The sequence below is a fragment of the Nonomuraea roseola genome, assembly GCF_039535395.1.
Taxonomy (GTDB): Bacteria; Actinomycetota; Actinomycetes; order Streptosporangiales; family Streptosporangiaceae; genus Nonomuraea; species Nonomuraea roseola.
This window is the reverse complement of sequence record NZ_BAAAXC010000015.1, coordinates 2,875,411-2,899,879: the sequence shown is the minus strand read 5'-3', so window position 1 is coordinate 2,899,879 and position 24,469 is coordinate 2,875,411. Positions and strand designations below refer to the sequence as shown.

At 69.1% G+C, this 24,469-nt stretch carries 26 protein-coding genes; 13 read left to right on the top strand and 13 right to left on the bottom strand.

What is annotated here, in order from left to right; all coding sequences use genetic code 11:
* Positions 1–102 precede the first annotated feature (102 nt).
* The 5 genes from upp (at position 103) to ABFX55_RS37025 (ending at position 4,099) form a co-directional block, all read left to right on the top strand.
* Complete coding sequence (upp, locus tag ABFX55_RS37045) at positions 103–741, top strand: uracil phosphoribosyltransferase (RefSeq protein ID WP_183653297.1); 639 nt, start codon at positions 103–105, stop codon at positions 739–741.
* 120 nt (positions 742–861) lie between these two features.
* The gene (locus ABFX55_RS37040) at positions 862–1,077 is read left to right on the top strand and encodes a hypothetical protein (protein ID WP_183653294.1); all 216 of its coding nucleotides are present in this window, start codon (positions 862–864) and stop codon (positions 1,075–1,077) included.
* 272 nt (positions 1,078–1,349) lie between these two features.
* The gene (locus ABFX55_RS37035) at positions 1,350–1,880 is read left to right on the top strand and encodes a PH domain-containing protein (protein WP_346127627.1); all 531 of its coding nucleotides are present in this window, start codon (positions 1,350–1,352) and stop codon (positions 1,878–1,880) included.
* A gap of 96 nt (positions 1,881–1,976) precedes the next feature.
* Entirely contained in the window at positions 1,977–3,311 is a 1,335-nt protein-coding gene (locus ABFX55_RS37030; RefSeq protein WP_346127625.1) for a helix-turn-helix domain-containing protein, read from the top strand.
* Positions 3,312–3,415: 104 nt separating this feature from the next.
* Positions 3,416–4,099, top strand: a complete 684-nt coding sequence (locus ABFX55_RS37025; RefSeq protein ID WP_183653291.1) for a FadR/GntR family transcriptional regulator — start codon at positions 3,416–3,418, stop codon at positions 4,097–4,099.
* A 280-nt stretch (positions 4,100–4,379) separates the two neighbouring features.
* Here ABFX55_RS37025 and dnaN read toward each other — a convergent pair whose 3' ends face one another.
* The 3 genes from dnaN to ABFX55_RS37010 form a co-directional block, all read right to left on the bottom strand.
* A complete protein-coding gene (gene dnaN, locus ABFX55_RS37020; RefSeq protein WP_346127622.1) occupies positions 4,380–5,477 on the bottom strand; it encodes a DNA polymerase III subunit beta in 1,098 nt (365 codons plus the stop codon).
* 121 nt (positions 5,478–5,598) lie between these two features.
* The gene (locus ABFX55_RS37015) at positions 5,599–6,258 is read right to left on the bottom strand and encodes a response regulator (protein ID WP_183653283.1); all 660 of its coding nucleotides are present in this window, start codon (positions 6,256–6,258) and stop codon (positions 5,599–5,601) included.
* On the bottom strand, positions 6,252–7,661 hold the full coding sequence (locus tag ABFX55_RS37010; protein ID WP_346127620.1) for a sensor histidine kinase: 1,410 nt from the start codon (positions 7,659–7,661) through the stop codon (positions 6,252–6,254). The genes ABFX55_RS37015 and ABFX55_RS37010 overlap by 7 nt, the downstream gene beginning before the upstream one ends.
* A 110-nt stretch (positions 7,662–7,771) precedes the next feature.
* Here ABFX55_RS37010 and ABFX55_RS37005 point away from each other — a divergent pair, with 110 nt between their 5' ends.
* Positions 7,772–8,665, top strand: a complete 894-nt coding sequence (locus ABFX55_RS37005) for an ABC transporter ATP-binding protein (RefSeq protein WP_346127618.1) — start codon at positions 7,772–7,774, stop codon at positions 8,663–8,665.
* Positions 8,662–9,336, top strand: a complete 675-nt coding sequence (locus ABFX55_RS37000; RefSeq protein ID WP_183653274.1) for an ABC transporter permease — start codon at positions 8,662–8,664, stop codon at positions 9,334–9,336. Before ABFX55_RS37005 ends, ABFX55_RS37000 begins: the two co-directional genes overlap by 4 nt.
* Here the strand turns inward: ABFX55_RS37000 and ABFX55_RS36995 are convergent.
* On the bottom strand, positions 9,314–10,210 hold the full coding sequence (locus ABFX55_RS36995) for an SMP-30/gluconolactonase/LRE family protein (protein ID WP_346127617.1): 897 nt from the start codon (positions 10,208–10,210) through the stop codon (positions 9,314–9,316). The genes ABFX55_RS37000 and ABFX55_RS36995 overlap by 23 nt on opposite strands.
* 35 nt (positions 10,211–10,245) lie before the next feature.
* On the opposite strand from ABFX55_RS36995, the gene ABFX55_RS36990 reads away from it, so the two are divergent.
* Both ABFX55_RS36990 and soxR read left to right on the top strand, forming a co-directional pair.
* The gene (locus tag ABFX55_RS36990) at positions 10,246–10,974 is read left to right on the top strand and encodes a metallophosphoesterase (RefSeq protein WP_346127615.1); all 729 of its coding nucleotides are present in this window, start codon (positions 10,246–10,248) and stop codon (positions 10,972–10,974) included.
* Positions 10,971–11,501: a redox-sensitive transcriptional activator SoxR gene (gene soxR, locus ABFX55_RS36985; RefSeq protein WP_346127613.1), complete on the top strand. Its 531-nt coding sequence runs from the start codon at positions 10,971–10,973 to the stop codon at positions 11,499–11,501. The genes ABFX55_RS36990 and soxR overlap by 4 nt, the downstream gene beginning before the upstream one ends.
* On the opposite strand, the gene ABFX55_RS36980 is transcribed toward soxR, so the two are convergent.
* Positions 11,440–11,889: a universal stress protein gene (locus ABFX55_RS36980; protein ID WP_346127611.1), complete on the bottom strand. Its 450-nt coding sequence runs from the start codon at positions 11,887–11,889 to the stop codon at positions 11,440–11,442. The genes soxR and ABFX55_RS36980 overlap by 62 nt on opposite strands.
* A 174-nt stretch (positions 11,890–12,063) precedes the next feature.
* Between ABFX55_RS36980 and ABFX55_RS36975 the strand changes: the two genes are divergently transcribed.
* Positions 12,064–12,726: a TetR/AcrR family transcriptional regulator gene (locus tag ABFX55_RS36975; RefSeq protein WP_346127609.1), complete on the top strand. Its 663-nt coding sequence runs from the start codon at positions 12,064–12,066 to the stop codon at positions 12,724–12,726.
* Here the strand turns inward: ABFX55_RS36975 and ABFX55_RS36970 are convergent.
* On the bottom strand, positions 12,689–13,411 hold the full coding sequence (locus tag ABFX55_RS36970; RefSeq protein ID WP_346127608.1) for an HAD family hydrolase: 723 nt from the start codon (positions 13,409–13,411) through the stop codon (positions 12,689–12,691). The genes ABFX55_RS36975 and ABFX55_RS36970 overlap by 38 nt on opposite strands.
* A 92-nt stretch (positions 13,412–13,503) precedes the next feature.
* Between ABFX55_RS36970 and ABFX55_RS36965 the strand changes: the two genes are divergently transcribed.
* Positions 13,504–13,752 carry a BTAD domain-containing putative transcriptional regulator gene (locus ABFX55_RS36965; protein WP_346127606.1) on the top strand — a complete coding sequence of 83 codons (249 nt, stop codon included), beginning with the start codon at positions 13,504–13,506 and terminating at the stop codon, positions 13,750–13,752.
* 197 nt (positions 13,753–13,949) lie between these two features.
* Here ABFX55_RS36965 and dnaB read toward each other — a convergent pair whose 3' ends face one another.
* Positions 13,950–16,769: a replicative DNA helicase gene (gene dnaB / locus ABFX55_RS36960; RefSeq protein WP_346127605.1), complete on the bottom strand. Its 2,820-nt coding sequence runs from the start codon at positions 16,767–16,769 to the stop codon at positions 13,950–13,952.
* A 304-nt stretch (positions 16,770–17,073) separates the two neighbouring features.
* Here dnaB and ABFX55_RS36955 point away from each other — a divergent pair, with 304 nt between their 5' ends.
* Together ABFX55_RS36955 and ABFX55_RS36950 are read left to right on the top strand one after the other, a co-directional pair.
* A complete protein-coding gene (locus ABFX55_RS36955; RefSeq protein ID WP_346127603.1) occupies positions 17,074–18,369 on the top strand; it encodes an MATE family efflux transporter in 1,296 nt (431 codons plus the stop codon).
* Positions 18,370–18,450: 81 nt separating this feature from the next.
* Positions 18,451–19,890, top strand: coding sequence for an APC family permease (locus ABFX55_RS36950; RefSeq protein WP_346127601.1), 1,440 nt, complete (start codon positions 18,451–18,453; stop codon positions 19,888–19,890).
* A 7-nt stretch (positions 19,891–19,897) separates the two neighbouring features.
* On the opposite strand, the gene ABFX55_RS36945 is transcribed toward ABFX55_RS36950, so the two are convergent.
* The 6 genes from ABFX55_RS36945 to rpsR form a co-directional block, all read right to left on the bottom strand.
* Positions 19,898–20,641 carry an amino acid ABC transporter ATP-binding protein gene (locus ABFX55_RS36945; RefSeq protein WP_183653244.1) on the bottom strand — a complete coding sequence of 248 codons (744 nt, stop codon included), beginning with the start codon at positions 20,639–20,641 and terminating at the stop codon, positions 19,898–19,900.
* Complete coding sequence (locus tag ABFX55_RS36940; protein WP_346127599.1) at positions 20,638–20,817, bottom strand: hypothetical protein; 180 nt, start codon at positions 20,815–20,817, stop codon at positions 20,638–20,640. The genes ABFX55_RS36945 and ABFX55_RS36940 overlap by 4 nt, the downstream gene beginning before the upstream one ends.
* Entirely contained in the window at positions 20,817–21,671 is an 855-nt protein-coding gene (locus ABFX55_RS36935) for an amino acid ABC transporter permease (protein WP_346127597.1), read from the bottom strand. The genes ABFX55_RS36940 and ABFX55_RS36935 overlap by 1 nt, the downstream gene beginning before the upstream one ends.
* A 120-nt stretch (positions 21,672–21,791) precedes the next feature.
* Positions 21,792–22,658 (bottom strand): ABC transporter substrate-binding protein, encoded by an 867-nt coding sequence (locus tag ABFX55_RS36930; RefSeq protein WP_346127595.1) that lies wholly within the window; start codon positions 22,656–22,658, stop codon positions 21,792–21,794.
* A 1,109-nt stretch (positions 22,659–23,767) separates the two neighbouring features.
* The gene (rplI, locus tag ABFX55_RS36925; RefSeq protein WP_346127593.1) at positions 23,768–24,214 is read right to left on the bottom strand and encodes a 50S ribosomal protein L9; all 447 of its coding nucleotides are present in this window, start codon (positions 24,212–24,214) and stop codon (positions 23,768–23,770) included.
* A gap of 14 nt (positions 24,215–24,228) precedes the next feature.
* Entirely contained in the window at positions 24,229–24,465 is a 237-nt protein-coding gene (gene rpsR / locus ABFX55_RS36920; RefSeq protein WP_020543048.1) for a 30S ribosomal protein S18, read from the bottom strand.
* Between the last annotated feature and the right edge of the window lie 4 nt (positions 24,466–24,469).

Sequence of the window (24,469 nt, the reverse complement as noted above, 5' to 3'; positions counted from 1 at the left end):
TTCCAGAACCGTCCACTGAGCGTAGGGCCCTCCGACCAAATTGTGATCAAATCCAAGTACGCGACGTGCCGGTACCTTCCACACAAGATAGCGTTGTCCGTTATGGAGACCCTCGTCGTCGATCACCCCCTTGTCGCACACAAGCTGACCACGCTGCGCGACGTCCGCACCGACTCGCCCACCTTCAGGCGGCTGGCCGACGAACTGGTGACTCTCCTGGCCTACGAGGCAACCCGCGACGTCCGGGTCACGGACGTGACCGTCCAGACCCCCGTGGCCCCGGCCGACGGCGTCCGGCTGGCCAAGCCATACCCGCTGGTGGTGCCCATCCTGCGGGCCGGGCTCGGCATGCTCGACGGCATGACGCGGCTGCTGCCCACGGCGGAGGTCGGCTTCCTCGGCATGATCCGCAACGAGTCGACGCTCCAGGCTGAGACCTACGCCACCCGCCTGCCCGACGACCTGTCGGGGCGGCAGTGCTACGTGGTGGACCCGATGCTGGCCACGGGCGGCACGCTGGCGGCGGCGATCCAGTTCCTGTTCGACAGGGGCGCCGTCGACGTGACCGCGCTGTGCCTGCTGGCCGCGCCCGAGGGCCTGGCCTACATGGACAAGGTCTTCGCCAACTCCGGCAAGCCGATCAGGGTCGTCACCGCGGCGCTCGACGAGCGCCTGAACGAGCACGGCTACATCGTCCCGGGTCTGGGGGACGCGGGAGACCGTCTCTACGGCGTGGTCTGATCAGCTCTTTTCCTCCTCTAGGCGCTCGCGTTCGTTACATTCTGTGGTTGCATGGGTACGTAGAGTGATGAACGCATCTCTTAGGCACCGCGTTCCGAGCGGCGCATACCGGGGAGCACCATGAGCGAGCCAGCCACGAGTCCGTACGCGGAGGTCGAGTCCGCCCTCCGTGACGAGTTCGCGGGGATCCACTCCGCGAGCACCGTCACCCGCTGCGTCGAGGCCGCGCACTACGGCGCGCTCGAGGTCACCGGCTATGCCCACCCGGGCCTGGTCGAGAGGATCGCTCGCAAGCACCTTCATGTCCTCGCGCTGGTGGCCAGCGAACGAGGTTAGTCAAGATCGAAATCCCGTGACGCTTAAGACTTGTCGTGGTCTGTTGCGCTTTACCCGGCCGCTTGGCTGGGTAATGTATACGGCGGGTGTAGTGGGTACGTGGTAGTGGAGGCGACAGTGCAGGTCAAAAAGGTCCTCACGTATGGTGGTATCGCATTCGTTGCGTACTACCTCTTCGCGCGACCAGCCGACGCAGCGGACGCGGTACGAGGCGCGTTCGACACAGTGTTCAACGCGGCCGACTCGCTAGCTCAATTCTTCAACAGCCTCGCATGAGACTTGTGACCCACGGGGACTCTGCTCCGTCGTCGGTCAACCGGTACCTACTCCCCCACGAACACCAGGTCATCATGGTACGGCGGCATCCCGCCGTACTTCTGCGTCCGGTCGCCGAGGTCTTCGGCGGCCTGATCGTCGCAGGGCTGCTCAGCAAGTTCTTCGGCGACCAGGGCGGCGGCACCGCCTTGGTCGTCGTGTGGTGGCTCTGGCTCCTGTTGCTGATCCGTTTCGTATGGAAAGTCGCGGAGTGGTCGGTCGACTACTTCGTGGTGACCTCGAAGCGGATGTTGCTCACCACAGGGCTCATCACGCGCAAAGTCGCGATGATGCCACTACAGAAAGTCACGGACATGAGCTTCCAGCGCTCACTGCTGGGGCGCATGCTCGGTTATGGGGAGTTCATCCTCGAGTCAGCAGGTCAGGACCAGGCGCTGTCGACCGTGGAGTACATCCCGTATCCCGAGACCCTTTATCTCGAGGTCTGCCAGATGCTTTTCCCGAGCAAGGACGAAGGGGACGATTAACCCTCTGTGAAGAGATTTCTCGGGTGGGGATACCCGATTCGGTCGCTTCATGCAATCATTGCGACACATTGACCCTTCCCCGCCCTGAGAGATGAGATGCCGAGTCAGGGAACAATCGGTGACCGCGTCCGCGGACTGCGGCTTAACAGGCGGATGTCCCAGGCCCAGCTGGCCGGGCCCGACCTGTCGGACAGTTACGTCTCACTCATCGAGTCGGGCAAGCGCACGCCGACTCCGGTTGTGGCACGCCTCTTGGCCGAACGGCTGGGATGCACCACCGAGTTCCTCCTTCACGGGATAGAACCTCGGCAGCGCATCGACACCGAGCTCGGCCTTCGTCATGCCGAGCTCGAGCTGCGTCACGGCGACCCCAACGTCGCCGCTGAGCGCTTCACCGAGATCATCAAGGCCGCCGGTGAGGAGAACGCACTTCTCGCCGCGCATGCCAGGCTCGGCAGAGCGCGCGCGCTCGAGGCACAGGGCAGGCTCGGTCCTGCGGTCGAGGCTTATGAGCGGCTGCGTAGGGAGGCAGCCGCTCATCCCGAACGCCTTGCCGACCTGCCGCTGACCGTCGCGCTGTCGCGCTGCTACCACCTCGCCGGCGACCGCCTGCGCGCTCGTGACCTCGGCACCACCGCCTTCGGGCAGGCCTCCAGGCTGGCCGTCACGCAGGGCGAGCTCGCCGTCGACCTGGCCGCCGCGCTGGTCGAGACCCGCTCCGACGACTCCGCCGAGCTGGCCTACGTCCGACAGGTGCTCGCCGCCACCGGCTTCCCTGAGGTTGTGGACCGTTCCGCTGAGATCCACGCGCTGTGGAAGGCCAGCATCGTGGCCGCCTCGGGTGAAGACTCCGCGCTGGCCGTACGGCTGGCAGACGACGCCATCGCCGCAGGTCGGCCGGCTCGTCTGGCGGTGCGCCTCGGGCACGTGGCGATGGAGTGGGCCAGGCTCGGCCTCTCCTCCGCCGAGGAGGCCGAGGAGTTCGCCGTGGCCGCCACGCGGATCCTGTCGGCCTTCGCCGACACGGTCGCCGATCACGCCGAGAGTCTGATCGTGCACGGCCGGGTGCGACTTCGCGCAGGTGACGCCACCGGTGCGGCCGAGCTCGGAGCCAATGGCCTCGCGCTGCTTCGTAACGTTCCAGGAACGGTCCCGGCCACGGCGCACCTGCTGCTGGCCGACGCCGCCCTGGCCGCGGAGCGCGAGGCCGGCGAGCATCTGCGTTCGGCACGGGTGCTGCTCGACAGCCTGCACGGGCCTGTCTACGGCACGGACAGGAAGTCCGCCCGCTGCTGGCGGGAGCTCGGCGACCTGTACGGCAGGGCCGGGCACAGAGAAGAGCAGACGGCGGCGTATCGTAGAGCACTCGAGGCTGCCGGAGTGCGTTCCGCCATGGCAGGAGTGAAGGTCGACGTACCGATTTCCCGTTGAATAGCACCTCCGGGAGCTCCAGATTTGTGTTTTCAGGTCTGGAATAATTAGGGTCTACCAGTCATTGACTCATAGGATGATTGGTTTCCCGGAGGAGGCGGACTGTGAGTCTGCGTACGGCGCAGCGAGCTTCGCTCGTCGACCAGGTGATCGATCAGCTCAAGGAGCAGATCACCTCAGGGTCGTGGCAGATGCACGGCAAGATCCCCACCGAGACCGTGCTCGCCGAGCAACTGGGCGTGGGCCGCAACACGGTCCGTGAGGCCGTGCGTGCGCTCACGCACGCAGGGCTGCTGGAGTGCAGGCAGGGCGACGGCACCTATGTCAGGGCGACCAGCGAGCTGTCCGGCGCGATGCTGCGCCGGCTGCGGCAGGCCGAGCAGCTCGAGATCCTCGAGGTGCGGCGGGCGCTCGAAGTCGAGTCGGCGAGGCTGGCTGCCACCAGGCGGACCGACGACGACATCAAACTGATCGAGGCCAGGCTGGCCGAGCGCGACAGGGCGTGGGAGGCGGGCGACCCCGAGGCGTTCGTCGAGTCGGACCTGGCCTTCCACATGGCGGTGGTGCACGCCACGCACAACCTGGTGCTGATCGACCTCTACGAGGACTTCTCCGCCGCCCTGCGCGCATCCATCACGGCCGCGGGCACCTCGATGGACGCGCTCAACAGCAGCTACATCCCGCACGACGCGATCGCCAGGGCCATCGCGGCGGGCGACGCGGCCGCCGCCGAGCGCGCGGGCCACGCCTGCATGGAGCACATCCTCATCGCTCTCACCGACGTGTGAGCCGCTTTCTCTCCTTTACGGCGAGCCCGTCTACAGCCAGTACGGCAGAGCCCCCTCACGGCCACCGCAGTCAGCGGTGGCCGTCTGTCTTTCACGCGTCCTCCAGCGGGACTTCAGCCTCCCACCGTTACGTCGCCCGCAGAATGGCTCAGCGGCTCGATGTAGGCGTTACGGGCGCCGTTTCGGCCCGGCCGCGTCGGCTCGGGGAGCGTGTCCCCGGAGGGACGCCGTCCCCGTGCCATGGGTGGGCCGGGGGTGGCCTGCCGTACAGGCTCGTGGTTCAGACGATGCGCAGGGACATGACCAGGTAGTGGAAGGCGGGGGCGGCGTCGCCGGGAACGTCGGTGATCAGCGCGGGACGGGTCGGGGACTCCATGTTGACGCTGGCGAACTCCGTGTCGATGCCCGTCAGCCCGTCGAGCAGGAACTGCGACTGGAAGGCGATCTGGATGTCGTCGCCCCGCAGGTCGCACTCGACGACCTCGGCGCCCCTGCCCACGTCTCCCCCGCCCGCCTGGATGAGGACCTGGCCCTGGGTGAAGGAGAGCTTGACGCGGGTGTTGCGCTCGGCGACCAGCGCCACACGCTTGATGGCCTCGACGAACGGGCCGACCCGCACGTCGGCGCGCAGCGGCCAGTCGCCGGCCAGCCTGGCGCGGTAGTCGATGAACTGTTCGTCGAGCAGCCTGACCGTGGTGCTCCTGCCGACGCTCTCGAAGCCCGCCACCCCGTCGCCCATGGCGATGGACACCTCGCCGCCGCGCAGCGACTTGGCCACCTCGACCAGCACCTTGGCGGGCACCATCGCCGAGACGTTGAGGTCGGGCTGCGAGGGACGCCAGGTGAAGTCGCGGGCGCCGATGCGGTAGCGGTCGGTGGCGGCCATGGTCACCGCGTCGCCCGCGATGTCGACCCTGATGCCGGTCAGCATCGGCAGGGTGTCGTCGCGGCTGGCGGCCGGCGCCACCTGGCCCACCGCGGCCGCGAACACGCCGCCGCCCACGGCGCCGACGGCCGGCGGCATCTGGGGCATCGTGGGGAAGTCTTCGACCGGCATCGTCACCAGACCGAACTCGGCGCTCCCGCAGGTCAGCACGGCCTCGGCGCCGTCGGTGACGATCTGCACCGGCTCCTGGGGCAGGCTGCGGCTGATCTCGGCGAGCAGCCTGCCGGGGATCAGCACCTTGCCTGGCTCGTCGACCTCGGCCTCGACGCGCGCCTGGGCGGAGACGTCGTAGTCGAACGCGGACAGGGTGAGCTCCTCCCCCGCCTCGAGGAGCAGGCCGGAGAGCACGGGAGCGGCAGGGCGGGTGGGGAGAACTCGGGCAGCCCACGCCACCGCGTCGGCCAGCACATCGCGGTTAACCCGGAACTTCACCTGAGCCATCCCTTCGTCGCCGGTTTCTCACCAAACGGTAGCCTGCGCGACCGACAAAGCTGACGGTGCGTGTCCGAACTCGTGCGGAAGGACGCCACCGGCCCGTAGGAGGCGCGGCCGCTCAGCGGCGCGCGGCGTTGAGATAGGCCAGGACGGCCAGCACCCTGCGGTTGTCGTCGTCGGAGGGCGCCAGATCCAGCTTGGTGAAGATGGCGGCCGTGTGCTTGGCCACGGCGCTCTCGCTCAGGTGGAGGCGCTGGGCGATGGCCGCGTTCGACCTGCCCTCGGCCATCGCCCCCAGCACCTCGCGCTCACGCGGCGTCAGCCTGCCGAGCGGCTCGTGCCTGGCGTTGCTGGCCAGCAGCTTGGCGATGACCTCGGGATCCATGGCAGTGCCGCCCTCGGCGACCCTGCGCACCGCGTCGACGAACTGCGAGGCGTTGAAGACCCTGTCCTTGAGCAGGTAGCCGACCGCGCCCGAGCCGTCGGCCAGCAGTTCCCTGGCGTAGAGCTGCTCCACGTGCTGCGACAGCACCAGGATCGGCAGCCCTGGAATCTGCTTCCTCGCCGACAGCGCGGCCTGCAGCCCCTCGTCGGTGAAGGTGGGCGGCAGCCGTACGTCCACCACCGAGACGTCGGGGCGCAGCTCGATCAGGGCCCGCTCCAGCGAGGGTCCGTCGTCGACGGCGGCCACGACCGTGAAGCCGTGCGCCTGGAGCAGATGGACCAGTCCTTCCCTGAGCAGGTAGAGGTCTTCGGCGATCAGCACGCGGTTCAGCATCGGCTGAACCAGGGGCGGCGGGGAGAGGCCTCGGCGATCCAGCGTTCACGCGAATGCCGCATCGGCAGGTACAGGGCCACGCCGTACATCAGCATGCCGAGCGACACCATTCCGACGATCGCCGGCCACTGCCAGAAGTCAGGAAGGTACAGGGCCAAAAACCAGCTCCTGTGCTCGAACCCGATCGTCTTGAACACCCCCGCGACCAGACCCTGGGGAAAGAGCGGGAGCCAGGACAGCGCCCAGCAGAACACCACGACGGCCGCCTGCCACTTGGGCATCGGGTTCTTCTTCTTGCCGTACTCCTCGGGCAACACCTTCGGCACCGACATCGCCACGGTCGTGGGACCGCCCTGCGGGCTGGACAGGGCGAGCACGCCGTCGAAGGCGGCGAGCCTGCGCTCGATGCCGTCCAGCCCGCTGCCGCGCGAGGGGTCGGCGCCGCCCTCGCCGTCGTCCCAGACCATCACCGTCACGTCGCGCTCGGTGTGGGTGATGTCGACGATGACGTTGTCGGCGCCCGAGTGCTTGGCGGCGTTGGACAGTAACTCACTGATGGCGAAGTACAGCGCGGTCTCGACGGGCGTCTGCAGCCTGACGGGCAGATCCACCTCGACGCTGGTGCGCAGCGGGCTGTCCAGTGCCAGTGCCTTCACCGCGTCGCCGAGCCCGCGCTCGGCCAGCACGGGCGGGTGGATGCCGCGCACGACACCGCGCAGCTCGACCAGCGTCTCCGCGGAGGCCTCACGCGCCTTGGCCAGCAGCGCCACAGCCGCCGCGGGGTCGGTTCTGACCAGCTCCTCGACCGCGCCGAGCGTCATGCCGAGCGCGACCAGCCTGGCCTGCACGCCGTCGTGCAGGTCGCGCTCGATCCTGCGCATCTCGGCCGCCTGGGAGTCCACGGTCAGCGTGCGCGACTCCGACAGCTTGCGCACCTGCCCCGCGAGCTCGCTCTTGGCCGTCGGCCCGAGCAGCCACGCCGCCCAGTACCCGTAGACCCGCTGCGCGTGCCCGGGCAGCATCAGCAGCGGTACGGCCAGCACCAGCTTCACCACCGGGTCGAGCAGCAGCCACAGAAAGTCGCGCCAGGTCGAGGGGTCGCCGAACAGCCACTTCCACCTGTCGTTCCACGCGGGGATTCTGGGCGTCTTGTAGAGCGTGCGATCCGAGCGGTACCAGCCGTCGGCCTGCGGCACCGGAGGCGGCGGCTGAGGATGGTAGGGCGCGGCGATGCCCATCAGCTTTCTCGTCCGCCGCGTCACGCGCCTGACCAGCGCCACGCAGGGCGGGAAGAACGGGACCAGTCCCACGGTGAAGGAGGCCAGCAGCACGAGGGCCGACAGCAGCACCAGCGGCACCTCGACGACCACGAGCGCGAGCAACCAGAGGCTTCTGCGCAGCATGTCCTCCAGTCTGAGCGATGTCGCCGCCTTCGGGTACTGCACCTAGGTACACCATTGCCGGGCATCTAGCCGTCTTATCCGCTGATCAGCGACTTCCTACCGTGATGGCTATGAAGGTCATAGAGGTCACGAACCTCCACAAGCGCTATCGCGACCAGGTGGCGGTGGACGATGTCTCGTTCGCCGTCGACGAGGGCGAGATCTTCGGCGTCCTCGGCCCCAACGGAGCCGGCAAGACGACCACGGTGGAGTGCGTCGCGGGGCTGCGCACCCCCACGAGCGGCACGATCACCGTCGGCGGCAGGACGCCGCTGGAGGCCAAGCACCTGCTCGGTGTCCAGCTGCAGAGCGCCCAGCTGCCCGAGAAGATCAAGGTGTGGGAGGCGCTGGACCTGTTCGCCTCCTTCTACCGCGAGCCCGCCGACTGGCGTGCGCTGATGGAGCGGGTGGGCCTGGCCGACAAGCGCGACACGCGCTTCACCAACCTCTCAGGCGGCCAGAAGCAGCGGCTGTCGGTCGCGCTCGCCCTCGTCGGCAAGCCGCGCGTGGCCATCCTCGACGAGCTGACGACCGGCCTCGACCCGCAGGCCCGCAGGGACACCTGGGACCTCATCGAGCAGATCCGCGCGGATGGGGTCACGATCGTGCTGGTCACCCACTTCATGGAGGAGGCGGAGCGGCTGTGCGACAGGGTCGCGCTGATCTCCTCGGGCCGGGTCGTCGCCATGGACGCGCCGAGCGCGCTGATCGGCCAGGTGGAGGAGTCGCAGCGGGTCAGGTTCAGGCCCTCGGCTCCGGTCGAGGACGCGATGCTGCTCGCCGTACCCGAGGTGACAGGGGTGCGTCGGAACGGCGAGCAGCTCACGGTCACCGGCAGGGGCAACCTTGCGCCCGCGGTCACGCTGGCGCTGGCCGAGCACCAGATCGTCCCCACCGACCTGCGCATCGAGCAGGCGACGCTCGAGGACGTCTTCCTCGCACTGACAGGAAGGAAGCTGTCATGAGCAAGCTTCTGCTCGTGGAGGCCAAGCTGCACCTGCGCGACGGGTGGTACCTGCTGTTCGCGATCGGGCTGCCGCTGTTGCTTCTGCAGTTCCTCGGCAAGGTGGCAGGGCCCGCCTTCCCCGCCCTGATGGTCATGCTGTCGGCGCTGACGCTGTCGTTCAGCGTGCTGCCCGGCGTGCTGGCCGCCTACAGGGAGCAGGGCGTGCTGCGCAGGATGTCCACCACACCCGTCTCACCGCTGCGCATGCTGACCGTCCAGCTCGTGATCAACCTGGTGGTCGGGATCGTGGCCACGACGTTGCTGGTCGCCTTCGGGCCCGGCGTCCCGCGTAACGTGGCGGGCTTCGTGCTGGTGTTCCTGCTCGGCTCGGCGGCGCTCATGGCGATGGGGCTGGTGATCGCCGCCGTGGCGCCCAACGGCAAGAGCGCGCCGATCATCGGGTCCGCGGCGATGTTCCCGCTGATGTTCGTGGCGGGGATGTGGGTGCCGAGGGAGTACCTGCCGGAGGTCGTGCGCGTGATCGGCGACTACTCGGTGGCGGGACCCTTCGCCCAGGCGCTGAGCGCCACCTGGGCGGGCCAGGCGCCGCAACTGCCGCACCTGCTGGTGCTCGCGGCCGGGCTGGTGGTCTTCGGCGGGCTCGCCGTCAGGGTGTTCCGCTGGGAGTGAGGCCCCGCACGTTGGTCATCAGCGCGTAGAGCGAGGTGGAGGCGGCGATGAACAGCCAGTTGCCCTTGAGGCCGCCGAAGGTCAGGTTCGCGACCTTCTCGGGGATCCGCAGCCTGCCGATGAGCGTGCCGTCGGGGTCGAAGCAGAGCACGCCGCCCTCGCCCGCGGCCCAGATGCGGCCCGCGTCGTCGAGCCTGATGCCGTCGGAGGTTCCCTCTGCCAGCACCTTGCCTCCCGACAGCGTGCCGTCGGCGTGCACGTCGAAGACGCGCAGGTGCTTGCGGCGGGTGTCGACGACGTACAGCAGGCTCTCGTCGGCGGAGAAGGCCAGGCCGTTGGGGCGCTCGAAGTCGTCGGTCACCTTGCGGACCTCGCCCGTGACGGGATCGGCGCGGTAGACGTGGCAGCCGTCGATCTCCTGCTCGGCCCTGTGTCCCTCGTAGTCGCTGGTGATGCCGTACGGCGGGTCGGTGAACCAGATCGACCCGTCCGACTTCACGACCGCGTCGTTGGGGCTGTTGAGCCGCCTGCCCTCCCAGCGGTCGGCGATCACGGTGATCGAGCCGTCGTGCTCGGTGCGGGTGACCCTGCGGTTGCCCTGCTCGCAGGAGATCAGGCGGCCCTGGGCGTCGCGGGTGTTGCCGTTGACGTAGCCGGACGGCCGGCGGAAGGGGCCGACGTTCCCCGTCAGCTCGTCCCAGCGCAGCATCCTGTCGTTGGGGATGTCGCTCCAGACGAGATAGCGGCCGGCGGGGAAGTAGCACGGGCCCTCCGCCCAGCGCGTTCCCGTGTAGAGGATCTCTATCCGCTCGTCGCCGCCGATGCCGGAGAAGCGCTCGTCGAGGAGTTCGAACTCGGCCTGAATCGTGTTCACGTGCCGATGCTAGCCGTACCTTTAAGCTTGGAAAGATGCAGGTATACGCGCACATCAGTGACACCCACATCGGTGGCTCCGACCAGAGCGTCGAACGCACCCGCCTCGTCATGCGCCACCTCCTCTCCTTTCCAGGGCAACTGGACGCGATCCTGGTCACCGGCGACATCGCCGACCACGCGCTCGTCGAGGAGTACGAAACGGCGCGCGACCTGCTGCGCTCGCCCATCCCCCTGATCATCTGCCCGGGCAACCACGACAGGGTCCCCGAGTTCGAGAAGATCATCGGCCCGGCCAACCAGGTGCTGCGGCTCGATGGCGCGACGATCGCGCTGGCCGACTCCAGCATCCCCGGCAGGGACGACGGCCGTCTGTCCGACGAGACCATCGCCTGGCTGGACGAGGTGCTGTCGGAGCGGCCCGAGGTGCCCGCCTTCGTCGGCATGCACCACCCCGCGGTGCCGCTGGGCGTGCCGTACGTCGACGAGATCCGCCTCCAGGAGCCCGAACGGCTGGCCGCGCTGCTCGACCGGCATCCGCAGGTCGTCGCCGTCCTCGCGGGCCACGCCCACACCGCCGTCGCCACCACCTTCGCGGGACGACCGCTGATCGTGGCGCCGGGCGTCATCTCCACGCTGGTGACCCCGACGGAGAGCGGCGCGACCGTGATCGTCGACTACGACCTGCCGCCCGCCTTCGCCCTGCACCTCTTCGACGCCGACGCGGGCACACTGGTGACGCACTTCCGCCCGGTGACGCCATGACGGCACCGTGGAACGCGAAGGAGCTGACCGTGGGGCAGCTGTCCGAGCGCAGCGGCGTCGCGGTCTCTGCGCTGCACTTCTACGAGGCCAAGGGCCTGATCACCAGCCGCCGCACCACCGGTAACCAGCGGCGCTACAGCCGCGACACTCTCCGCAGGGTGGCCTTCGTCCGGCTGGCCCAGCGCATCGGCATCCCGTTGAAGACCATCAAGGACGCCCTGGCCGAGCTGCCGGAGGGCCGTACCCCGACGCGCGCCGACTGGGCGCGCCTTTCCGCCACGTGGCGCACGGAGCTGGACGACCGCATCGAGCAGTTGCTACGGCTGCGCGACGACCTGACCGACTGCATCGGCTGCGGCTGCCTGTCGCTCGACAGGTGCGTGCTGGCCAACCCGCGTGACCAGCTCGGCGAGGAGGGGCCGGGGGCCAGGCGCATCGACACCCACCTGCGGCCCCCCTCGTGTGTCACTCGCCAGGAGGAACGATCAGTGTCGGACGGCGCGCGTGGTGCAGCACATGGTTGCTGACGCTGCCGAGCAGCACCGAGCGCACGCCCGCGAGACCGCGTGAGCCGGTGATGACCAGCGAGGCGTCGAGCTCGTCTGCGAGGTCGACGATCGCCTGCCAGATCGAGCTCCTGTCGGCGACCGCGCGGTAGCCGACGTCGGTGAGACCCGAGGCGAGCGCCAGCTCCGCGCCCTCCTTGGCGTTCGCCTCCGCCTGGGCCCTGAACTCCTCGGGCTCCTCGTTCGAGACGATCGCCGAGGCGGCGGCGGCGCCGTGCCTGGCGAGCTGCACGAGCAGCGGCTCCCATACCGTGACGATCACGGTGGGCTCCGCGGCGAGATGCTTGGCGGCGAACTCGATCGCGTGGCGCGAGTCGGCTGAGCCGTCGTAGGCGATGAGGTACGTCATGGTCCCGATTCCCTTCGCTTTGCCTATCGCGTGTAGCGCTGGGGTGATCAGCGGGGATTCCTGACCGCGCTGTCTGCTGCGTCACACGGCGCGCTCGCGCGAGGCGGCCCAGGCCGCCCACTTCGCCTTCCGGGTAATGTGACTGATCGACCAGATCGGTCACGAGGAGGGCCTGTGGAGCGCGCCGACCGCATCCTTGACGCCGCCGCCGCGCTCCTGGTGCGGCTCGGCTACCGCAAGGTGACGATCGAGGACATCGCCCAGCGCGCCGGCATCGGCAAGGGCACCGTCTACCTGCACTGGCGGACCAAGCAGCAGCTCTTCGACGCGCTGCTGCTGCGGGAGGCCATCGCCTACCTCGAGAGCCTCCTGGCCGAACTGCGCCGCGACCCCGCGACCGTGCTGCCCCACCGCCTGCTGTCGTTCTCCTTCGTGGACGTCCACGGCAGGCCGGTGCTGCAGACGCTGGTCACCGGCGACACCAGGGCGCTGCAGGGCCTGCTGGCCGACAGGCCGCTGCGCAGCCAGGAGCTGCTGGCCACCAAGCGGATGTTCGAGCTGCTGGTCGGCCACGGCCTGCTCCGCGACGACGTGCCCCACCTCACCTACGCGATGAGCGCGCTCAACAGCGGCTTCTACCTCGTCGACGCCCTCGATCCGCAGGCCGCCGAGCTGGACGTGCGGGCCAAGGCCGACGCGCTGGCCTTCGTCGTCAGGCACGCGCTCGAACCGGCGACTCCCCCGGGCCCCGAGGAGCTGGCCCAGGCCGCCGCCGAGGTCATCGCCGTCTTCGAGGAGCTCATCCCGCCCTATCGCCAGTGGATCTACCAGGGCTGAGCGCGGCCACCAGCTCCTCGAGGGAGCCGATCACCGTCACCCCCTCCTCCTGGACGGCGGAGCCACCGACCCTGTCGAGCCAGAACGCGCGCAACCCCGCGGCACGGGCGCCGAGCGCGTCGACGTCGTACTTGTCCCCCACGTAGGCGACCTGACCGGGCGGCAGGCCCAGCAGCTCGCAGCCGGCCAGGAAGATCTCGGGGTGCGGCTTGGCCCTGCCGTACTCGTGGGAGCACACGATCGCCTCGCCGAAGTGGTCGAGCAGGCCGAGCGTGGTCAGCTTGGTGCGCTGGTGCTGCAGCGAGGAGTTGGACACCACGCCCAGCTTGAAGTGCGGCGCGAGCGCCTCCAGCACGGGAGCCGCGTCGGGGAAGGCCGCCCACGCCTTGGTCACCAGGGCCGAGTAGCGCCCGAACCACGCCTCCTGGTCGGGGATCGCCCGCCCGAGGAAGCGCCTGACCCTGACCATCCGCTGCTCCTCGAAGGACAGCTCGCCCCGCAGGAACCTGGTGTACTCCTCCTCCATGATCCCCCGCCAGAGCGCCACCGCCTCCTCGGGCGAGGGGAAGCTCTCCAGCAGGCCCTCGGCCGCCAGATGCCCGAGCAGGCCGGTCCGCTCCGAGCTGGTGTAGTCGAAGAGGGTGTCGTCGATGTCGAACAGGACACCACGGATCTCGTCTGCCAACGCACCACCCATGAAGAAGCCAACGAATGTCCACAATCTAGCCGGAACCGCTCGCGATGACCCCGGACGGCCTGGCCTGGCAGACTGGCCGGGTGCGCGTGCTGCTGCTTGGTCCTTTCGAGGTGCGGGGTGACGACGACCGTCCGATCGAGGTGGCCGGCACCAGGTTGCGGGCGCTGCTGGCCAGGCTGTCGGCCACCGAGGAACGACTCGCGGCCGAGCTCGCCACCGGCGCGGACGTGCTCGGCGAGCTGCGCCCGCTGGCCGACGCGCACCCGCTGGCCGAACGGCTCCAGGGTCTGCTGATCCACCGCCGCTTCGCTCTGCGCCGAGGGCCATGAGGTTCTCCTTGCGGGACGCGGTGGTCGTGAGGGCCGAGGGGAAGCGAGAGGTGCTGATCTCCATGCCCCAGACGTTCGCGTAGCCCGCTGACGCGGCACTGACATGCCGGCGACGACCGTGACGGCGACCGGAGCCTCTCCCCCGGCCCTCCGACCTCGCGCAGGGCCGCGCCTGTCTGCCGCGCGCTGGGGCCCTCCTAGTGCTGGGCCATGTCCACGAAGCGGCTGTAGTGGCCCTGGAAGGCCACGGTCACGGTCGCGGTGGGACCGTTACGGTGCTTGGCCACGATCAGGTCGGCCTCACCCGCCCTGGGCGACTCACGCTCGTAGGCGTCTTCGCGGTGGAGCAGGATGACCATGTCGGCGTCCTGCTCGATCGAGCCCGACTCGCGCAGGTCGCTGACCGCGGGCCGCTTGTCGGTGCGCTGCTCGGGACCTCGGTTGAGCTGGGAGATCGCGATGACAGGGACCTCGAGCTCCTTGGCGAGCAGCTTGATCGAACGCGAGATCTCCGAGACCTCGTTCTGCCTGGACTCTGTCTTCTTCGGCGAGCTCATCAGCTGGAGGTAGTCGATGACCACGAACCGCAGGTCGTTGCGCTGCTTCAGGCGACGGCACTTGGCGCGGATCTCCATCATCGACATGTTGGGCGAGTCGTCGATGAACAGCGGCGCCTCGGCCACCTCGCTCATCCTGCGCGCGAGGCGGGTCCAGTCGTCGTCGTTCATCAGGCCCGAACGCATCGAATGCAGCGCCACGCGCGCCTCGGCCGACAGCAGACGCATGGTGATCTCGTTGCGCGACATCTCCAGCGAGAAGATGACCGTGGTCATCCCATGCTTGATGGCCGCCGACCTCGCGAAATCGAGTCCGAGGGTGCTGTTGTGCGTGGGGACGCAAGCCCTGCCGGCAAGGTACATGTGATCGCCGTTGTCCACTTCGACACAGCGGACGGGCACCGAGGGGATGGGTCTGACATCGACGATGTAGCGGACCCGGGTTGACGGGTGAGCGGTGCCGACCAGCCTGGCCGCCTTGCGTGAGAGCCGGAAGACCCTGTCGGCCGTCGTGAAGTTGATCATGTAGCAGACAGCGGAGCCCGGTGTCCTTCCGCGAACGGCCTTCGTCCGCATGGTCGCCTTGTATCCCAGGCTCAGGACAAGCTCCAGAACGTCCTCAGCGAGCCGTCGACTGGTGACGGCGAACTGGATCTGACCCTGCTTGTTGATCGTTCCATCGGAGTCGAGCAGCCCGGCGAGGAGGTCTCGCCGTTGGCGCTCCGAGGCCCTCAGATAGCGCGAGGGGACGTGCTTGGCGTTCAGGACCCCCAGGGACCGCAGGATGCCCTGGACGGTCCCGTGGTCACGGTGGCACGCCTGGCACCGTCGCAGACCCGAGGATGGCCTGCCGCAGTCAGGACAGGTGGGTGACGGCGCGGGGGCGGAGACCCCTGCCGCCTTGCCTCCGCAGCGCCGACCGCAGGTGCGGACCTGCGCGGTTCGCGGCACGAAGGCCGCACCGCACACCGCGCAGTCGCGGTGGGGAAGCGGCTCGGGCTTCGGCAGCGCGATGTGGAAAAGCATCGGAGCCGAACGGGAGGGAACGATGCGCAGCCCCTCGGATTCAAGATGGGAGACGATCTCCGGATCCGCGGTCGTGAACCTCGCTCCGGAGCTGTGGCCGTCACCCAGCCAGATCCCGAGCGCGTACGGCGACAGCGGCAGGTCCTGCTCCTCCAACTGGAAGGCCGCCGCCACCTCGACAGCGTGGTTCGGCCGTCGATCGGCCGAGGCGCAGCGCAGCGTGGCGGCGATCTCCTCAGTGGTGCGCACGGTGGCGTGCGTCGCTGTGGTGGCGGCGTTCTTCGGCCTGGTAATCCGGCTGTGCAGGGCGGCGAGCAACCGTTCGGACGGGTAGGTGGGTGCCCGGCCGACGGCTCCGGCCGCGCCGACCTGCCCCTGCACCGTGTGGAGGACGTGGCGGAACTCCTCGCCGACGAGCGCCAGGGCCTCTCGATGTGTGAAAGGTCGCTCAGGCTGCTGCGCGGCGGCCTCGTGTGCGGCTCTCGCTCTCCGGATGGAGTCTTCGTGCCAGTAGAGAGCGCGCTTGGGCTTGGGACGGCGGCCGGCCCTGGTGCTGGTCCGCCACTGGTGCCGGCCGTCGGCCACGATGACCGAGCCGTCGCTGAACTCCACCTCGTAGCACGGCCTGTCCGTCATGACGTCGGTGGCGGCGACGACCATGGTCGGCTTGCCGTCCGCGCCGATGAGGTAGTCACCCACACTGACCTGCCCCATGGTGGTCCATCCGGACGGCGTGGGCAGCGGGGTGTCGAGGGCCAGCGCCTTGCCGATCGCGGGACGGGCGGCCACGACGATCATCTGGCCGGGGTGGAGGCCGTTGGTGAGGGAGTCGAGGTCCTGGAAGCCGGTGGGGACGCCGACCATCTGGCCGCCGCGGGAGCCGATCGCCTCCAGCTCGTCGAGGGCGCCGGGCATGATGTCGGACAGCGGCGCGTAGTCCTCGGAGGTGCGGCGCTCGGTGACCTTGTAGATCTCGGCCTGGGCGCGGTCGACCAGGTCGTCGACCTCTTCGTTCTGCCCGCCGTAGCCGAAGGAGACGATGCGGGTGCCGGCCTCGATGAGGCGGCGGAGGATGGCCTGCTCACGGACGATCTTGGCGTAGTAGCCGGCGTTGGCCGCGGTGGGGACGACGGCCGTGAGGGTGTGGAGGTAGGCCGCGCCACCGACCCTGGCCATCTCGCCGCGCTTCTGCAGTTCGTCGAAGACGGTGACGGCGTCGGCGGGTTCGCCCCTGCCGTACAGGTCGGTGATGACCTCGTAGATCATCTGGTGGGCTGGGCGGTAGAAGTCGTCGGATCGGATGAGTTCGACGACGTCGGCGATGGCGTCCTTCGACAGCAGCATGCCGCCGAGAACGGACTGCTCCGCCTCGATGTTGCTGGGTGGGGTGCGCTCGAATCCTGGGCCGCCGCCGCCCGGCTCTTCGTCTTCCATTGGTTACCGCGCCCCCTCGAACACACCTAGCAGGCGGTCGCACCACCCCCACTTGTAGTCGACCGGGCTGACAGTTTCGCCCGTCGTTAGACGGTACGGCAACGCAGCCTGTGGACAACCCTGGGGGCAAGCTGTGCAGGAACCGGTGGATGGTGCGCGAGTGCTGTGGACGAGCCTGGGGATAACTCGGCGACTTACTGTGGAAACGCACTCTGACCTGCGGAGATATTGTCCACCATCTGTGGAGGAAAGAAAGTTGGCGCGACAGACCGAAGGACCGGGAGGTAAGGGGCATAATGACTAAATGCCCATTACTAGCCGGGACAGGGAGATTCTCCGACTGGCGCTCCCGGCCCTCGGCGCGCTGGTCGCCGAGCCGCTCTTCCTGATCGCCGACTACGCGATCGTGGGCCACGGGCTCGGCACCTCGGCGGTGGGCGCGCTCGGCGTGGCGGGGACCGTCCTGTCCACGTTGGTCTACCTCTGCGTGTTCCTCGCCTACGGCACCACCGCCTCGGTGGCCAGGCAGATCGGCGCCGGACACCCCGAACGCGCGATGCGCAGCGGCGTCGACGGCCTCTGGCTGGCGTTCGGGATCGGCATCGCGCTGATCGTGGTGGGCTGGCCGCTGTCCCCAGCGATCGTGGACCTGTTCGGCGCGACCGCCGCGCAGTCCGCCGACGCCGTCACCTACCTGCGCATCAGCCTGCTGGGCACGCCGGGCATGCTCGTCGTGCTGGCCGGCACCGGTGTGCTGCGCGGCATGCAGGACACCAGGACCCCGCTTGTCGTGGCGGTCGGCTCCTTCGCGTTGAACGCGCTGCTCAACGCCTGGTTCGTGCTCGGCCTGCACTGGGGCATCGCGGGCTCGGCGTGGGGCACCGTCCTGGCGCAGACCCTCGGCGCGGCCGTCTACCTGTGGGTGGTCGTCGGGGGCGCGCGGCAGGCGGGCGTGCCGCTCACGCCCGACCTCGCCGGCATCGGACAGGCGGGTACGGCCAGCGTCGCCCTTTTGATCAGGACCGTCTGCCTGCGCATCGTGCTGCTCGTCGCGACCGCCGTGGCGACCAGGATGGGCACCGCCGAACTGGCCGCCCACGCCATCGCCACCCAGCTGTGGACCCTGCTCGCCCTCGGCCTCGACGCCATCGCGATCGCGGGCCAGGCCATCACGGGACGCTCGCTCGGAGCGGGCGACGCCGACGGCACCAGGGAGGCCACCAGGCGCATGGTCTGGTGGGGTGTGTGGTCGGGTGTCGTGCTCGGGGTGCTGGTCGTGGCGGGACGCCCCTTCTTCCCCGGCGTCTTCGACGCCGATCCCCACGTGACGGGCGAACTGCTCGACGTGCTGTGGGTGGTGGCGCTCTTCCAGCCGATCTCCGGCGTCGTCTTCGTGCTCGACGGCGTGCTGATCGGCGCCGGCGACCAGCGCTACCTCGCGTGGGCGGGGGTGTGGACCACCGTCGCCTACCTGCCGGTCGCTCTCGTGGCCGACGGTCTCGTGGTCCTGTGGCTGGCGCTCGGCGTGTGGATGATCGCCAGGCTGCTCACGCTCGGGCTCAGGGCGTACGGCACCCGGTGGCTAGTTACCGGAGGGTGACCAGTCGTCAACCGGTCCGTGCTTGTCTGGCACGGTCCACGACGTGCACGGTGGAGCCTCCCTAGGGATTGGGCCATCGACGTGCGCCGCCTTCCCCTCGCCGACGCGATCGGCCTCCGTACCGGTGCCAGGCACAGCCTCCACCGGCTCTACCGGCCTGCCGATCTGGTCGTGCTCGGCCTCGGCGTGATGATCGGCGCGGGCATCTTCAGCATGGCGGGACGGCAGGCCGCCACCACCGCGGGCCCTGGCGTGATCCTCTCCTTCATGATCGCGGGCATCGCGTGCATGCTGGCGGCCCTGTGCTACGCCGAGCTGGCCTCCGCGATCCCCGCCTCAGGCAGCGCCTACACCTTCGCCTACGTCATCTTCGGCGAGGTGTGGGCGTGGGTCGTCGGCTGGGCGCTGATCCTGGAGACGCAGCTGGCGGCGGCGGTCGTGGCACGGGTCTGGGCCATCTACGCCACCCAGACCCTCGCCGACCTCGGCTTCGGACAGGCGATCCCGCAGGGGGTGCTGGCGGCCTTCGTACTGGCCACGCTGACGGCCACGGTGGCGCTCAGCGCGCGCATCGGCCTGCGGGCGCTGTGGGTGATCGTCGTGGCCAAGCTGCTGGCCATCGGGGCGGTGATCGTGGTCGGCGCGACACACTTCGACGCCGCCAACCTGGGCGGGTTCATCGCGCCCGCCCAGCCGTCCTCGGGGCCGGCCGACACCGTGCTCGGGCTGTTGCTGGGGCCCACGGGGAGCTTCGGGTGGTTCGGCGTGTTCGCGGCGGCTCCGGCCATCGCCTTCGCGTACGTCGGGTTCGACCTCGTCGCCACGGCCTCGGAGGAGACGGTCGACGCGCCGCGTGCCGTACCGCAGGGGATGATCAGGAGCCTGGCGATCGCCACGGTCCTCTACATCGCCACGGCCGTGGTGATGGTGGGCATGGTGCCGTACACGCGGATCGCACAGGAGGCGCCGCTGACGGCGGCCTTCGAGACACTCGGCGAGCACGTGATGGTGCACGTCATCAACGTCGGCGCGGTCCTCGGCCTGACAACCGTGATCCTGGTGCTGATCGCAGGACAGACGCGAATCGTGTACGCCATGGCCCGCGACGGCCTGCTGCCCCGCAGGCTCGGCAGGCTCAGCCGCCGCTACCACACCCCCTCCACGGTGACGCTGGTGATCGGGACGGTCGCGATCCTGCTGGCCCAGCTGGCGCCCGTGCTCATGCTGGAGCAGCTGGTCGTGATCGGCACGCTGTTCGCGTTCCTCATGGTGTCGGTCGGCGTGGTCGTGGCGCGCCGCACGATGCCGTCCGCGCCCAGGGAGTTCACGGTGCCGCTGTCACCGCTGATCCCCGCGCTGTCGGTGCTGGCCACGCTGTGGCTCATGATCAACCTGCGGGTGCAGACCTGGGTGTGGTTCACCGCGTGGATGGCGGTGGGGCTGCTGGTCTACCTCGCGTACGGCAGGCGGCGCAGCCCGTTCGCCGCGGATCTCGCCCGTGGCGGCCGGCACCGCCGCTGAGGCGTGGTCAGAGCCTTCCCGCCTCGATCACACTGCGCAGGAAGTCGCGCGTCCTCGGGTGCTGAGGATCGGAGAAGATCTGCTCGGGGGTGCCACGCTCCAGCAGCACGCCGCCGTCGAGAAAGCACACCGTGTCCGCGATGTCGCGGCAGAAGCCCATCTCGTGCGTGGTGAGGATCATCGTCATCCCCGACTGCTTGAGCTCCCTGATGATCCCGAGCACCTCGGTGACCAGCGCCGGGTCCAGCGCCGAGGTGACCTCGTCCAGCAGCATCAGCCTGGGCTGCATCGCCAGCGCCCTGATGATGGCCACCCGCTGCTGCTGCCCGCCCGACAGCTGGTCGGGGTAGGCCCCCGCCTTCTCCGCCAGCCCGAACCGCCCCAGCAGCTCCCTGGCCTGCTCCTCCGCCTCCCCTCTGGCCACCTTGTGCACCTGACGAGGGGCGAGGGTGATGTTGTCCAGCACGCTCATGTGCGGGAAGAGGTTGAACGCCTGGAAGACGATGCCCATCCGCTTGCGCACGTCGTCCACGTCGACGCCGGGATCGGTGATCTCCTTGCCGTCCAGGAGGATCGCGCCGTCGTCCACGGTCTCCAGCAGGTTCACGCACCGCAGCAGGGTGGACTTGCCCGACCCCGAGGCGCCGATGAGACAGACGACCTCGTGGGTGTCGACCTCGAGGTCGATGCCCCGCAGCACGTGGTGGCCGTGGTAGTTCTTCCAGACCCCGTCGACGGTCAGCACGCTCACGCCACACCTGCTCTCTTCAGTGCCGTACGGCAAGCCGTCCCACGCGCCTGCGCGGTCACCGCTGACCGCCCGTCCAGGGGACGCTCCTCGTGCGCCCCCGGCTGACCGCCGCGACGGCGCACCCGCGGGCTGCGCCGTACGGCCAGGTCGACGCCCTCGCCCGTCGCGACCGCCATCACTGCCCGCGCCGTCTCTGCGACCTGGCCGCCAGATAGTCGGTGAAGCGCGCCAGCGGGATCGTCAGCAGGATGAACAGCAACGCCGCCACCAGGTAGGGCGTGTAGTTGAAGCTGGAGGCCGCGTGGATCTGCGCCTGCCTCAGCGCCTCGAGCGGCCCGATCGTGGCCACCAGCGCGGTGTCCTTCTGCAGCGAGACGAAGTCGTTCAGCAGCGGCGGCACCACCCTGCGCAGCGCCTGAGGAAGCACCACGAACCTCATGGTCTTCCCGTGGCTCAACCCCAGCGACCTGGCCGCCGCCACCTGGCTCGGATGGACCGAGTCGATACCCGACCTGATCACCTCGGCGACGTACGCGCCGTACGACAGGGTCAGCGCGATGATCCCCAGCGTCGCCAGGTCGCTCGGCACACCCTGCAGCTGCAGCGCGGGCAGCCCGAACCCGATCAGGTAGATCACCAGGATCGTCGGCACGCCACGGAAGATGTCGGTGTACGCCGTGGCCAGCGCCCGCAGCGGAAAGAAGATCGGCGCCTTGAGCCCGCGCGCCAGCGCCACGAGCAGGCCGACGATCAGGATCAGCGGCTCGGCGATCAGGAAGATCTTCACGTTGAGCAGGAAGCCGCTGAGCACGTCGGGCAGGGCGCCGGCGAACTCGTCCCAGTTGAAGAACGTCTCCTTGACGCTGGCCCAGCCGGGAGAGTTCGTCACGCCCCAGACGAGAAGGACGAGGAAGACGATCGTCGAGACCGTCGCGACGGACGCCGAACGGCGGGCCCGCGTCCTGCGGACCCGCTCCCGCTCGACCTGCCGATCACTCTTGACCCACTCGGTCGCGGTTTGGCTCGTCATCGGCCTACTTCACCTTCGGTGTCCATGCCGTGCATGGCCTAACCCGTCGGTTCCACCGACGGGTCCCGGCCTGCCAGACCGTGCCGCGACTCGCCGCGGCACGATCGGGAGCGGCGGCCGTTACTTGAGCTCGGGAGCGCCCGCGGCGGAACCGAGCCACTGCTGCTCGATCTTCGCCAGCTCACCCTTGGACTTCAGCGTCTCGACGGCCTTGTCGACACACGGCTTGAGCGCGCTGCCCTTGCCCATGACCAGCCCGAACTCCTCGGGGGTTCCGGACGTGGCGGCGAACTGACCGACGATCTTCGAGTTCTCCACCTGGGCGGCCGTCACGTAGAACGCCGTCGGCAGGTCCACCACGACGGCGTCGACCTGCTTGTTCTTCAGCGCGTTGACCGCGTCGATCTGCTCGTTGTAGACGTTCGGCTCGACCGACGGCTTGACGACCTCCTTCACCGCGGTCAGCGAGGTCGTGCCCACCTGGACACCGATCTTCGCGTCCTTCAGCGAGGCCAGGTCGGTGGCTCCGGCGAACTTCGACCCCTCGACCGCCACCACGGCCTGCTTGACCGTGTAGTAGCCCTTGCTGAAGTCCACCGCCTTGGCGCGGGCCGGGGTGATGGAGACCTGGTTGATGTCGAAGTCGAACTGCTTGGGGCCCGGTGCGTAGGCGGAGTCGAACTTCACCGTCGACCACTGCACCTCGTCACGGTCGAAGCCCATCTCTCCCGCCACGGCGAAGGCGACCGCGCTCTCGAAGCCCTGGCCGTTGGAGGGGTCTTCGTCCTTGAACCACGGGGCGTAGGCGGGCTTGTCGGTGCCGATGGTCAGCTTGCCCTGGGTGACGAGCTTGAGCTGGTCCTTGGTGCAGGCGGTGGAGGGGGCGGCGCTGGGCGCGGCGGTGCTCGCGGTGTTGTCGGCGGGCGCACACGCCACGGCGGCCATAGCCAGCGCTCCAAGCGCGAGCAGCATCGAAGGGCGGACCATGGGTGAGCCTCCACGTTTTACCTAGATGAACGTGCAAATTGTACGCGCCTCAAATAGAGGTACAGCCCCGACCCTTATGCCCGGAACACCCCTTCCCTGCCGCCCACCCACGCCGCCGCGTCCATGCATAACCCCAGCCGACGAACTCCCCCAGGGAACCGCGTGACGCAGGACCGATCGCCCCAGCCACCCCCGCAAGCCCGCCGATCCCCCCAACCGACCCGATGGCGTATCCCTGGCCCCCCGAAAGCGACGGGAACGAGCACCGACCGGGCCCCGAAAGCCGAGGAACGAGGAGGCCGAAGAACGAGGAATCGAGGGACGTGGAATCGACGGCGTCCCGGGGCGACGGGGTGAGGAGGCGGGGGCCGAGCAGGCCCGGAAGCCATGGGACCGAATCCGAGGCGACGGGCCGAGGGGGCGCAGGTTCAACCGGGCCGGTCGACGGGTGAGGAGACGGGGCCGAGCGGATCCGGAAACCGAGTGAGCCGAGGATCCAGGAACGCGGGTCGAGGGACATGGGTTCGACGGCGTCCCGGTTCGAGGGAAGCCAGGTCGACCGGGGAGGAGAAGGCGGGGGCCGAGCGGGGCCGGGAAGCCATGGGATCGAAACCGGCGCGACGGGTCGAGGGGGACGCAGGCGCAACGCGACCTTCGGACGAAGAAGACAAGGGGCAAGCGGACCCAGAAGCCGAGTGAGCCGAAGTCCGGCGGCGACGGGTCCGAGGGCCACGGCTCCGAGGGCGACGGGTCCGAGTGAGCCGAGGTCCGGGGCGATGGGTCCGAGGCGATGGGTCCGAGGCGATGGGTCCGGGGCGATGGGTCCGGGGCGAGGGGTCCGGGGCGAGGGGTCCGGGGCGAGGGGGCCGGGGCGAGGGAAAGGCCGAGGGAGACGCGGACTCCAAGGGGCAGGGAGTCGAGAGGCCTGGGTTGAGAGGGCCGACGGGTCGACGGAGGCCGGGGACCTACATGTGCCGAGGTTCGCCGAAGAGGGCCAGAGATCGAGGAGCCGGAAGGCGAGGACGCGGAAGGGCGCAGAGGCGGAAGGCCAGATAAAGGGAAAGGCCCCCGCGTCCTGAGGACGTGGGGGCCTGACCTGAAGGGGACCGTCAGCCGGCGACGACTTCGACGTCGACGGAGGCGGAGACCTCGGGGTGCAGCTTGACGCTGACCTTGTGGGAGCCGACGCTCTTGATCGCGTTGACGATCTCGATGCGACGACGGTCGAGGACCGGGCCACCGGCCTTCTTGACCGCGTCGGCGATGTCACCGGTGGTGATGGAGCCGAACAGACGGCCGGACTCGCCGGCGCGCGTGGTCAGCTTCACCTTCAGAGCGCCGAGCTGGCCGGCGACTTCCTTGGCAGTGCCCAGGTCGCGGATCTCGCGGGCGTCGCGCGCCTTCTTGATCGAAGCGATCTGCTTCTCGCCGCCACGGGTCCAGAGGATCGCGTAGCCACGGGGCACGAGGTAGTTGCGGCCGTAGCCGTCCTTGACCTCGACGATGTCGCCGGGGGCGCCGAGGCCGGAGACCTCGGTGGTGAGGATGAGCTTCATGTCGCAAGTCCTCCTTAGCGCGCGGTGCTCGTGTAGGGCAGCAGAGCCACCTCACGGGCGTTCTTGATCGCGGTCGCCACGTCGCGCTGGTGCTGGGTGCAGTTGCCCGTCACCCGGCGCGCACGGATCTTGCCGCGGTCGGAGATGAACTTCCGAAGCAGCGCCGTGTCCTTGTAGTCGACGTAGGAGATCTTGTCGTGGCAGAACAGGCAAACCTTCTTCTTGGGCTTGCGCAGTGCCGGCTTAGCCATCGTG

Bases quoted from the DNA above. Each gene is read 5' to 3' on its own strand.
- soxR (WP_346127613.1), top strand. From the start codon at position 10,971: ATGACGGCACCGTGGAACGCGAAGGAGCTGACCGTGGGGCAGCTGTCC.
- ABFX55_RS36955 (WP_346127603.1), top strand. From the start codon at position 17,074: ATGCCCATTACTAGCCGGGACAGGGAGATTCTCCGACTGGCGCTCCCG.
- ABFX55_RS36930 (WP_346127595.1), bottom strand. From the start codon at position 22,658: ATGGTCCGCCCTTCGATGCTGCTCGCGCTTGGAGCGCTGGCTATGGCC.
- ABFX55_RS36935 (WP_346127597.1), bottom strand. From the start codon at position 21,671: ATGACGAGCCAAACCGCGACCGAGTGGGTCAAGAGTGATCGGCAGGTC.
- ABFX55_RS37015 (WP_183653283.1), bottom strand. From the start codon at position 6,258: ATGCTGAACCGCGTGCTGATCGCCGAAGACCTCTACCTGCTCAGGGAA.
- ABFX55_RS37005 (WP_346127618.1), top strand. From the start codon at position 7,772: ATGAAGGTCATAGAGGTCACGAACCTCCACAAGCGCTATCGCGACCAG.
- upp (WP_183653297.1), top strand. From the start codon at position 103: ATGGAGACCCTCGTCGTCGATCACCCCCTTGTCGCACACAAGCTGACC.
- rplI (WP_346127593.1), bottom strand. From the start codon at position 24,214: ATGAAGCTCATCCTCACCACCGAGGTCTCCGGCCTCGGCGCCCCCGGC.
- ABFX55_RS37030 (WP_346127625.1), top strand. From the start codon at position 1,977: ATGCCGAGTCAGGGAACAATCGGTGACCGCGTCCGCGGACTGCGGCTT.
- ABFX55_RS37035 (WP_346127627.1), top strand. From the start codon at position 1,350: ATGAGACTTGTGACCCACGGGGACTCTGCTCCGTCGTCGGTCAACCGG.
- ABFX55_RS36980 (WP_346127611.1), bottom strand. From the start codon at position 11,889: ATGACGTACCTCATCGCCTACGACGGCTCAGCCGACTCGCGCCACGCG.
- ABFX55_RS37000 (WP_183653274.1), top strand. From the start codon at position 8,662: ATGAGCAAGCTTCTGCTCGTGGAGGCCAAGCTGCACCTGCGCGACGGG.
- ABFX55_RS36990 (WP_346127615.1), top strand. From the start codon at position 10,246: ATGCAGGTATACGCGCACATCAGTGACACCCACATCGGTGGCTCCGAC.
- ABFX55_RS37010 (WP_346127620.1), bottom strand. From the start codon at position 7,661: ATGCTGCGCAGAAGCCTCTGGTTGCTCGCGCTCGTGGTCGTCGAGGTG.
- ABFX55_RS36940 (WP_346127599.1), bottom strand. From the start codon at position 20,817: ATGGCGGTCGCGACGGGCGAGGGCGTCGACCTGGCCGTACGGCGCAGC.
- dnaB (WP_346127605.1), bottom strand. From the start codon at position 16,769: ATGGAAGACGAAGAGCCGGGCGGCGGCGGCCCAGGATTCGAGCGCACC.
- ABFX55_RS37040 (WP_183653294.1), top strand. From the start codon at position 862: ATGAGCGAGCCAGCCACGAGTCCGTACGCGGAGGTCGAGTCCGCCCTC.
- rpsR (WP_020543048.1), bottom strand. From the start codon at position 24,465: ATGGCTAAGCCGGCACTGCGCAAGCCCAAGAAGAAGGTTTGCCTGTTC.